Annotated in this window: 8 protein-coding genes; 3 read left to right on the top strand and 5 right to left on the bottom strand. The window is 46.5% G+C overall.

What is annotated here, in order from left to right; translation table 11 throughout:
* Positions 1-164: 164 nt before the first annotated feature.
* From nrdR to P5683_RS19445, 4 genes are all read right to left on the bottom strand, one after another.
* A complete protein-coding gene (gene nrdR / locus P5683_RS19460; RefSeq protein ID WP_006668667.1) occupies positions 165-695 on the bottom strand; it encodes a transcriptional regulator NrdR in 531 nt (176 codons plus the stop codon).
* A gap of 131 nt (positions 696-826) precedes the next feature.
* On the bottom strand, positions 827-922 hold the full coding sequence (locus tag P5683_RS19455) for a photosystem II reaction center protein T (protein ID WP_006619121.1): 96 nt from the start codon (positions 920-922) through the stop codon (positions 827-829).
* 256 nt (positions 923-1,178) lie between these two features.
* Entirely contained in the window at positions 1,179-2,708 is a 1,530-nt protein-coding gene (psbB, locus tag P5683_RS19450; protein WP_008051921.1) for a photosystem II chlorophyll-binding protein CP47, read from the bottom strand.
* A gap of 419 nt (positions 2,709-3,127) precedes the next feature.
* Positions 3,128-3,451: a hypothetical protein gene (locus tag P5683_RS19445; RefSeq protein WP_187757809.1), complete on the bottom strand. Its 324-nt coding sequence runs from the start codon at positions 3,449-3,451 to the stop codon at positions 3,128-3,130.
* Between P5683_RS19445 and P5683_RS26540 the strand changes: the two genes are divergently transcribed.
* Positions 3,418-3,606: a hypothetical protein gene (locus tag P5683_RS26540; protein WP_008051924.1), complete on the top strand. Its 189-nt coding sequence runs from the start codon at positions 3,418-3,420 to the stop codon at positions 3,604-3,606. The genes P5683_RS19445 and P5683_RS26540 overlap by 34 nt on opposite strands.
* A gap of 292 nt (positions 3,607-3,898) precedes the next feature.
* Here the strand turns inward: P5683_RS26540 and P5683_RS19440 are convergent, their stop codons facing one another.
* A complete protein-coding gene (locus P5683_RS19440; RefSeq protein ID WP_315645000.1) occupies positions 3,899-6,235 on the bottom strand; it encodes a glycosyltransferase in 2,337 nt (778 codons plus the stop codon).
* A 195-nt stretch (positions 6,236-6,430) separates the two neighbouring features.
* On the opposite strand from P5683_RS19440, the gene P5683_RS19435 reads away from it, so the two are divergent.
* Complete coding sequence (locus P5683_RS19435; protein ID WP_006622046.1) at positions 6,431-7,579, top strand: AI-2E family transporter; 1,149 nt, start codon at positions 6,431-6,433, stop codon at positions 7,577-7,579.
* A 48-nt stretch (positions 7,580-7,627) separates the two neighbouring features.
* The gene (locus P5683_RS19430; protein WP_046321674.1) at positions 7,628-10,447 is read left to right on the top strand and encodes a PAS domain-containing sensor histidine kinase; all 2,820 of its coding nucleotides are present in this window, start codon (positions 7,628-7,630) and stop codon (positions 10,445-10,447) included.
* Positions 10,448-10,483 lie beyond the last annotated feature (36 nt).

The following is a 10,483-nucleotide window of genomic DNA, read 5'->3' as shown; positions in this document are numbered from 1 at the left end:
CCAGCTACCTGAAAGGGGGGCACGAAGCCCCTGTGCTTCAGCCGGGGGTGCTGACTTCAGCATATTTGTGGTAAGATTATCCCCAGAGTTGAGCGGATGACATCATCAAACTCTGACTTTAGCAATGAGCTGCCTGGCCCTCCTTCGGTATACCTGGGAGGAGCCTACCTCATGACTGGGCTAGGGGTGGGGTGGTTGCTTTCAGTGGGTAGATGTTGGTCAGAAGTTTCTGGAATGACTGCGGGTGTCCGTTCCCAATCAGTCAGGGATGCTATAAAATCTTGTATTCCCTGGAATTCCCGGTAAACTGAGGCGAAGCGAATATAAGCCACTTCACTTATGGGTTTGAGGCGATCGAGTACAAGCTCACTAATTTCTGGGCTGGAAACCTCGCGGGTGGCACGCTGTTGGAGTTCTGCTTCTATGTCTTCGATCATGGTTTCTAGTTCAGAAGAAGCGATGCCAGTTTTTTCGCAGGCACGAACTAAACCCCGTAACAATTTGGAACCATCGAAAGATTCTCGCCGTCCGTCACGCTTAATCACCGTTAAAGGAACCAACTCGATGCGTTCATAAGTGGTAAAACGGTGTTTACAATTGAGACATTCCCGCCGTCGCCGGATGCTTTTCAGTGATTCAGCCCATCGCGATTCTAACACACGGGTACTGGTATGTTGGCAAACGGGACATTGCATAATATACGTCCTTTAAACTCAGATTTTGCCATGGATGCTGATTGATTTACGAAAGCCATATCCAATCGGGTTCTAAGAAGCATACCCCTTACAACCCAATTGGAATCAGAAAATCAAATGCTGTTGGCGACTTATTTACCAATGCGGGGGGGTTCCCGGAAGGCAATGGCAAAGAACAACACGCCGAGAGCCAGCGTCAAAACTAATATGTATGCAACACTTTCCATGTCAATGTTTCCTCATATCCCGGGTTAACTACCAGTCTATCAGTCTTGATGCCACTCTGAAAAACCTGCCCTAACTTAATCCCCAATTTCCCCAGTCTAGGAGAATAGGGAGGGGTTGGATATTTTTTCGGGAGTTTCACCAAAAAAAGGACAGGTCGGATATCTTCACCAGAGGCGATCGCCAACCATTGAGGAAGGCTGCCACCAGTCTTGATATACCCATGAACCTGTCCTGACAACTACTCAACAACTGCCATTAGACAGTCTTTTGAACACGAGTTGTTTGGTCACCAACTTTCTGGAAGTTACCCCACTCAACTTGTTCTTCCAGGTCAGCTTCAACCCCAGCAAATACATCTCGGAAGATGGTGCGGGAACCGTGCCAAATATGACCAAAGAAGAAAAGCAAAGCAAAGCAAGCGTGACCGAAGGTAAACCAGCCACGGGTACTGGTGCGGAATACCCCATCAGAGCCGAGAGTTTCCCGGTCAAAGGCAAAGGGTTCGCCCTGTTGAGCAAAACGGGCATATTTCTTCACAGAGGCGGGATCGGTGAAGGTTTTACCATTCAGTTCACCACCATAGAAGGAAACAGTCACCCCAGTTTGCTCAAAGCTGTAGCGAGACTCAGCGCGACGGAAAGGAATGTCAGCGCGAATCACTCCATCAGCATCAGTCAGAATGACCGGGAAAGTTTCAAAGAAGTTAGGAAGACGACGAACAGTTAATTCGCGACCTTCTGCATCAGTAAATACTGGATGTCCGAACCAACCTTGAGCAATACCATCGCCCTTGTTCATCGGACCAACGCGGAACAAGCCACCTTTGGCGGGACTGTTACCAACATAGTCATAAAATGCCAGTTTTTCAGGAATCTTAGACCATGCTTCTGAGGGGCTGTCGCCCTGAGCAATGCTTGCTTGTACCCGGCGCTGAATTTCCTGTTGGAAGTATCCCTGATCCCACTGATAGCGGGTAGGTCCAAACAGTTCAATCGGGGTAGCAGCCGAACCATACCACATAGTTCCAGCTACCACAAAAGCCGCAAAGAATACCGCTGCAATACTGCTAGATAGTACAGTTTCGATATTTCCCATACGCAGGGCTTTGTAGAGGCGCTGAGGTGGTCTGACGGACAGGTGGAATAGTCCAGCAATAATGCCAACAATTCCCGCCGCAATATGGTGAGCCGCAATACCGCCAGCATTGAAGGGGTTAAATCCTTCAGGTCCCCAGGAAGGCGCGACAGGTTGTATACTCCCCGTCAATCCATAAGGGTCAGAAACCCACATTCCCGGCCCGAATAGTCCGGTCAGGTGGAAGGCTCCGAAGCCAAAGCAAAGTAAACCAGATAGGAATAAATGAATTCCGAACATTTTGGGCAGGTCTAGGGCTGGTTCACCAGTCCGAGGATCGGTAAACAGTTCCAGGTCCCAGTAAACCCAGTGCCAAACTGCTGCCAGGAATAATAGACCTGACAAGATGATATGGGTAGCGGCTACCCCTTCAAAAGACCAAATTCCGGGGTTATCGGCTACTTCTCCAGTTACACTCCAGCCACCCCAGGATTGAGTTACACCCAAACGAGCCATAAAAGGCATGACAAACATACCTTGACGCCACATGGGATTTAGAACTGGGTCTGATGGGTCAAAAACTGCCAATTCGTACAGGGCCATAGAGCCCGCCCAACCTGCGACAAGAGCAGTGTGCATTAGGTGTACAGAAATCAGCCGTCCTGGATCGTTCAGAACTACTGTATGTACGCGGTACCAGGGTAGTCCCATTGACTACGCTCCTCCTAGAATCAATGAATGTGAATTACAGACGTTTAAATGAGAGATTACAAACCAAGCCCGCTATTTGAACCGCCATAGCCTTCACTAGCATCAATCCAGTATCCGGTATTACGGTCGGGTCAGACAAAAACTCTGCCCTCTATAGGCGGCTTCCGATATCCTCCCATGAGCCATGAGATTCTTCGTTAGTTTGCCTGTTTTTTGATTTTAACGCTCGGTTTTGGCGTTTGCAGTTGGTGTCCTAACTTTGGGATCTATTCTACCAACACTTGTTACCGCAATCCATCCCCTACTTCTATCAAAAACTAGAAGCTGAGAATTTTCGCAGATTTTGTTAAAGAATTGTATAGATTATTAGAACCAATTGCAAGCAAAACCCAAGATCTAAACACTGGGGGGCGGCTTTCCTAAAAAAGACCGCCCTGGACTCGGCACTCGGTTGATGCTGTTCCCAGACGGTCCAGAACCTGGTCAGCAGTAATTAGACGGGTGAGAACTACTTGACCGATACCTGTTGATGGGTGTTCTGTCCATTGGGGTTTGACTTCTAGCATCAGAACTTCATCTTCAACTCTGTACAGCCACATTTTTTCAGTGTCTGTATCGTTGGACACACATATATCTAGTTTTTGTAGATCTGGAAGTCGCCGCTGGGTGGCCACATCCCACAGGCCACCGATACCCCAAATCCGTCCAATTGTCCACCCTTCTGAGAGAAAGAAGTATTTCACGTAAAACTCCTGGGAGGGTTGGAAGCTCCGTGATTGATCGCGGAGAGGAAAACCGACTCAAGCGGCTGACCGCCGCCAGCACCCCCTTGCGGGGTGGAGGGGTATGGTTGCCCCTCCATGGAGCTATGGTTGGCTCCGACTCCCTTGCGGGGTAATGTTTGCTTCGCTAATGTTCAGAGTCGGTACTTTCCAAATCGCACTGTCTTAACCCCTTAGGACTGTTTAACGATTTGGTTCTAGAGCCTGGAACTAGCACGCATTCCAGGGTAGGAACTTTAACTCTTGCTCTGAACGTAGCCAGTTAAGGCTTAAGCTGGTCAGCTACCTGAAAGCGGGGGGCAGGAAGCCCCCGTGCTTCAGCCGGGGGTGCTGACCGAGCCTTTGTTAAGTATGCAACTGATTGGCAATCTTCCATTAGACATCCCATGGTGAGAATTGTCAAGGGTTTTAAGATGACAATAACACTTCTAATAGGCGATCGCATACTTTCGACCAAGTAAATCTCGCCCTGACAAATTCGCAGCCCGCCGATTTATTCTTATTCCTTAAACCCGGGTTTTTGAGGGCATTTTCCATCAATTCCACCAAATGATTACCGTCAGGCTCTAAGTAAAACTTAGTATCACCTTCGGAATCTTGAAAACATTTAAGCTGACTATTAATATAAAAGCTAAAATCTTCTCTAGTAAACTCATCTGTCGGCCCTCCTTTGGTGCAAATAACCGGAGTTCCACAGGCTACGGCTTCCAAAACTGGGAGATTAAAGCCTTCCGCCGAATAAGGAGAAACATATAAATCAGCCGCCTTGTAGAGTCTGGCGATTTCGGTGGCAGATAAATTATCGCCAATATAACTAATCCGGGGTTTTACTAAATCTATTTGGGAATCATTTAAGACTTGTTTACTGGCGGCTTTAATGGATTCTTTGGACTTAAAAATCGCATCTCTACCTTTTAAAACTAACCTCGCTTCTGGATAACTCTCAGCAATTTGTGCAAAGGCTTTTAAAAGCCTAGCGACCCCCTGACGTTCATTCCACATAATGCCAATATTGAGAATCACAAAATAATCATTCCATCCTAACTCACGGCGGAGACTATTGCGGTCTTCTTCATTGAGGGGATAATGCACCTTTGGGTCAAATCCCAAGGGGACGATCGCCATCCTTTCAGGGACTGCGCCACTATTCAAAAAACCTTGGCGCGACCATTCGGAAGCGGTGATAATAATACTATCAGAATTTAAATGAGCCTCCCTCAAAGACTTAACCCCCATTCCCCGCAAAATAGTTTGTGGCACAATTCCCCACTCTGTACAACCAAAAACAAAGGTTTTTTTACTGTCAGAAGATGCCAAGTTAAACGGACAATACATCCTCAAAGTTACATCGGCTTTCAGGTCTTCTGGGGGTATGGGGATACTGTCCAAAATCGCCTCTTCTTCCTGGGTAAATAAACCTCGGCTAGGCTGCCAATCGGTGGTCACATAGGGCATATCCCGATGGAATAGTTTAAGGGGCGATCGCTGATTAAGTTCTAGGAGTTGATGGCTATTAATCAAAGCATAAGAATGGGGCAACCATCGCCAACCTTCGACCACCAGGTTACGGGGGCGAGAATTGATGTTAGCGCCCCCGATATTTAACCCCAGCGCCGCCGGGGGTTTTGACTGGGGGTTAAGAACTTCTAAAATCCGGTCAACGGTATGTTTCCAGGTAAATTTTTTGGTGACTAACTGGGGGGCTAACTCCCGCGCCATAGTTCCGATTTGCGGCTGTTCAATAGCCTGCTGCATTAAAGTCAGTAAATGTTCCCAGTTGGGATGTAGCAAAAACCGAGTTTTATAGTCAATCACAAAGGTTCGGAATTGGCTAGAAATCGCCCAGCCAAAATCAGGATGAGTCCATTCTTGGGCGGGACTACCTTCAGAATAAATCACGGGAAGACCGCAAGCGATCGCTTCCAAAATCGGTAAATTTAACCCCGGTGCGACATCAGGGGACACATAAACATCAGCCGCCTGATACAATTTCGCCACCGACTCCAAAGGTAAATTATCGCCAATGTAGGCTAACCTAGGCTGTACTCGTGTAGCTTCCGCATCAGTTAAAATAGCTTGACTGCTTTCGAGGAGTAATTTTTCCCCCTGTGGGGTGCAGCCTTTCAATACCAGTCTAGCATGGGGGTAAACTTCCACCACCCCCGCAAAGGCTTTGAGGAGAGGGCGAAGACCATCGGTATTTTCGAGGTTGCTAACATGGATAAACACAAAATAATAGTCCCAGTCCAGAGATTTACGCAATTCCTGTCTGTCTGGGGAGGTTAACGGGTGGAAAATTTCCGTGTCAACTCCAGGGGGGATAACAGCGACCTGGTGAGGTGGAATACCGCCGCGAAGTAATCCATCCTTACACCACATTGTCGGGGTAATTAGGGTGATATTAGGGGCTAGTGACACATTTTCGGGACTGATATTCAGGAGAGTTCCCCATTGTGGGGCGGTCAAAATCCCAGTTTTTTGGCTATCAGTGGGGGTAAAATCCACTTCTGGGGAAACCCTTAAACAGATATCTGCTGAGTTACTATCCCTAGGGTGGTCTGGGGTGGGAATTGACAACTGACCCAGTAAGCGATCGAGAATTGGGTTAGAATCATGGGGGGCTGAAGGATTGGCTTGATAGGAAACCTGTAAATCCGATCGCCTCAAAAGTTCTTGCCAGATAAAATAAGTGGCGATCGCATAATAATTAGGTGCAAACGGCCATCCTTCCAAGTGAAATCTCATAGAGCAAAATAGGTTCTCAAATATAATAGTGCTAGTAGATACTATATCGATCATGAATCGATCGTCAAAAGTTCCCGGATTTGGGGCGACTCAAGAATAATCACCTCCGAGGCGGCGTTCTAGTTCAGAAATCGACTAAAATCAAAACACTGTCAACCCCTTATCTGTGATTAACTCACGCAATTAACCGCCAAGATGAGCGACCAAAACTCCCCCAGACAGGAAAGACATATCACCCTGTCAGTTTCCAATGTTCCGTTGATTGTTGGTGCTGTTTTACTATTAGTTTTATTATGGCAACTTCAGGGATTAATTATCCTGATCATGATTTCGGTGGTATTAGCAGCCTCCATCATTCCCTTAGTTAACTGGGCGCAAAGCCTGAAAATTCCCCGCTGGTTAGCGGTGATTGTAGTATATTTAACCCTAATTGGCGGCATTACCGGATTAGGTTTAATCATCGGTCCGAGTGTGGTTGATCAAATCAACCTGTTGGTGCGTCAGTTACCAATTTTCGCTGAACGCAGCCTCGATCTAATCAGTAACATAGCCAGCAGTTTGGGGGAAGATATCCCCGACTTAATCGATCGCCTAGTAGATACCCAATCCCTGACCAACTGGACAATTCGTTCATCTCAGCAATTAATTCTCAGATCCTACGGAATCACCAGAGGTATTGTCGGAGGGGTATTTAGTCTGATTCTATCACTATTCGTCTCCGGCTATATGGTAGCAGATAGCAAAACTCTGGTCAAAAGTTTTGTACAATTGTTCCCATACCCGTGGAACGAACGCCTAGCAGCCCAAGCCCAGCCCGTAGGTCGTCGCATGGGCAGTTATATTAGAGGTAGATTAATTGTATCTGCCATATTAGGGGTGAGTATTACTACCTGCTTAGGGTTTTTAGGGCTAAAGGACTATGCTCTAGGCTTGGGTGCGATCGCTGGGTTTACCAATTTAATCCCCTTCCTGGGTCCAATTTTAGGAGCAATTCCCGCCCTCGTGGTAGCCCTAGCCAAAGGTGGATTTCTATTTTTTTGGGTGTTACTACTGTATGTAATCGTGCAGAACCTGGAAACCTACGTTCTCGATCCCTTATTGGTGGGGTCTTCAGTAGGTGTACATCCCCTATATCAGCTTTTATCAGTTTTAGCAGGGGTGCAGCTTTTAGGGCTAATTGGGGCGTTGATAGTTCCACCTTGGTTTGCAGGAATTGCAGCCTTAGTGGAAAACTTGTATTTAGAACCCAAACGCCTAGCGGAACAAAAACTAGCTTACCCCCATGGGTCTGTCTCTGACCCTCCCTCTGGGGTGATCTTAGATTCCAATTCAGATTCTCTTTGATTTCTCACCTAGCATCAACACTGAGTCCCCATTTTTCAATTATGAACCATGATCCACCCTCTGCTTCAACAACAACTCCAAGAAATCGGCTTTCAAATGGACGCGCCACCATCAGACCCCAAGGCTTGGCGGGAGTTTTTAAAAAAGGTTAGTTCAAGTTATCGCGCCGCCGATCAACAAAGAGATTTAGCGGCGCAAACTCTGACATTTTCCTCCGAGGAAATGATCGAAAAATACGAACGCCAACGCCAAGAGTCGGAAGCGCGGTTAGAAGCAGAACGCGATCGCCTACAGGCGGTAATTGGTTCTCTCGGTGCGGGATTATGTATATTAGATGCTCAGGGGAATCTGTTATCGATGAATCCCAAAGCTGAACAACTTTTGGGCTGGTCAGAGTCAGAAATCGCTGGTCAAGATTTATTCCAACTGATTGCTCCCCATTTACAAGAATTTCCCCAACAATTTCAATCACGGCTGAATAGTTATTCCCACTCCCCTGTCAACCAAGGAACCCAGGAAAAGCTGTTAGAACCGCTGAAATCTGCTCAGGATCATTTAGCCTGTCGTGATGGTCAAGTTTTACCAGTTTCGTACATTCTCAACCCGATTGTAGAAAATGGTTGTTGGGTGGGAACGGTTTTAGTGTTTTTTGATATTAGCGATCGCCAACAAGCCGAACAAGAAGCCGCCCGTTCCCTGTCCATGTTACAAGCCACTTTTGACTCAACGGATGCCGGAATTTTAGCCCTAGATCGCAATGGTCAAGTGTGCCATTTTAATCAAAAATTTGTCCAAATGTGGGAGGTGCCAGAATCATTCCTTGAGCCTAATCAAAATCGCTCAACCCTAGCTTTTGTGATGCGACAATTGAAAAACCCCCCCCAGTTTCTCAAAACTATCATGCAACTGTCCGCCCAACCTTACATCCCTACATACGATGTGGTGGAATTCAAGGATGGGAGGATTTTTGAGGTTTACTCTCACCCTTCTAAAGTCGGCAATAAACTGGTGGGTAGGGTTTGGAGTTTCCGGGATATTACCGAGCGCAAAAGAGTAGAAAAAGCTCTGCAAAATCGAGTAGAATTTGAGCAGCTAATTACGAATCTTTCCACCTATTTTATTAGTCTAAGCACCGAGGAAATTGATGCAGGAATTAAAGAAGCTCTGCAAAAAATAAGCAAGTTTATCGGAGTAGATAGAAGCTATATTTATCTATTCGCCGATCCTGAATATCATAGCCAATCTATCTACGACTGGCGCTCGAATTTGATGTCTATTAAAGCCGAGAATAACCTGGTATCGGAGTCGTCAGACAATGAACCATTAGACCTGGTTTCCGTGGTCGCAAATCAAGTAAAAGTCACCTCAAGCCAACTTAACTGTGAGGTAATTACGGGAATTTTTTCATGGTTACAAAAGCATGAAGTTATCCATATTAGATCGGCTAATTTATCTGACCAGATTCTTGAGGAACTGGAAGCCTTAGAAAACTTCCATAAAGAGACCGGATTGGTCGGTTATGAATACCCAGAATATATCCAGCACCAACTGCAATTTCTGACGATGATTCCTCTGGTGTGTCGCAAATCTTTGGTGGGTTTTTTGCGCTTTGATAGTCTCAGTTCTCTTGATACCTTGTCTTCGGATACTATTAGCCTGCTGAAAATGGTGGGAGAAATGTTTTCTAACACTATTGAAAGGCGACGCACGGAAGAAGTGCTACGACAAACAGAGGCTAAATATCGCAGTATCTTTGAAAATGCGGCTGAGGGTATCTGTCAAACTACCCCAGACGGTCGCTATATTAGCGCTAACCCAGCTTTAGCTAGGATTTTGGGTTATGACTCCCCGGAAGACTTAATCGCTAATTTGACCGATGTTAGCACCCAGCTTTATGTTAAACCTACCCGACGGGCGGAATTTGTAGCAGCGATCGCCAAGAGTTCAGTTATATCAGGCTTTGAATCCCAAGTATATCGCCAAGATGGGACAACTATCTGGATTTCGGAAAATGCCAGGGCTGTTTTTGATGCTATGGGGGAACTGGTTTGTTATGAAGGAACTGTCGAAGATATCACCGAAGGAAAAACAGCAGCAGAAGCCTTAGAACGCGCCAAGGAAGCCGCCGAAACCGCTAACCGGGCGAAAAGTACCTTTTTGGCTAATATGAGCCATGAATTGCGTACTCCCCTCAATGCCATTATCGGCTATAGCGAGATTTTATCCGAGGAAGCGGAAGAATTAGGATATGAAGATATTGTGCCTGACCTGGAACGGATCTATACTGCCGGTAAAAATCTACTGACTCTGATTAATGATATCCTGGATATCTCTAAAATTGAAGCGGGACGGATGGACCTGTTTTTAGAGGCTTTTGATATTTCCAGTCTCTTAGAAAGTGTTATGGGTACGGCTCAACCCCTGATGTCCAAAAATAATAACACCCTGACCGTCGATTGTCCTGACAATATCGGGATTATGTATGCTGATGTGACTAAGGTTAGACAGATTCTACTGAATTTGCTCAGTAATGCTGCGAAATTTACAACTAATGGGAAAATTAAGTTAGAGGTCTCTCGTGTATCCTCCCTCCCCTATAGCCAAGAGTCGGGTTCGGTCCTAGAATTTAAAGTTCATGATACGGGAATCGGTATGAGTCAGGAACAACAAGAACAACTGTTTCAGCCATTTACCCAGGGGGATGCCTCGACGACTCGACGCTATGGGGGAACTGGTTTGGGACTGGCTATTAGCGATCGCTTCTGTCAAATGATGGGAGGTGATATTCAAGTAGAGAGTACACTGGGAGAAGGGTCAACCTTTAAGGTGGTCATCCCTACCCGAGTCAAGGTCAGCACCCCCGGCTGAAGCACAGGGGCTTCGTGCCCCCCTTTCAGGTAGCTG

Source organism: Limnospira sp. PMC 1279.21 (assembly GCF_032349615.1).
GTDB lineage: Bacteria > Cyanobacteriota > Cyanobacteriia > Cyanobacteriales > Microcoleaceae > Limnospira > Limnospira fusiformis.
This window is presented reverse-complemented; position numbering and strand designations above follow the sequence as displayed.

What these genes read in the sequence shown, in the direction of transcription:
- P5683_RS19435 (WP_006622046.1), top strand. Translation starts at nt 6,431, where the DNA reads ATGAGCGACCAAAACTCCCCCAGACAGGAAAGACATATCACCCTGTCA.
- P5683_RS19455 (WP_006619121.1), bottom strand. Translation starts at nt 922, where the DNA reads ATGGAAAGTGTTGCATACATATTAGTTTTGACGCTGGCTCTCGGCGTG.
- P5683_RS19430 (WP_046321674.1), top strand. Translation starts at nt 7,628, where the DNA reads ATGATCCACCCTCTGCTTCAACAACAACTCCAAGAAATCGGCTTTCAA.
- nrdR (WP_006668667.1), bottom strand. Translation starts at nt 695, where the DNA reads ATGCAATGTCCCGTTTGCCAACATACCAGTACCCGTGTGTTAGAATCG.
- psbB (WP_008051921.1), bottom strand. Translation starts at nt 2,708, where the DNA reads ATGGGACTACCCTGGTACCGCGTACATACAGTAGTTCTGAACGATCCA.
- P5683_RS19440 (WP_315645000.1), bottom strand. Translation starts at nt 6,235, where the DNA reads ATGAGATTTCACTTGGAAGGATGGCCGTTTGCACCTAATTATTATGCG.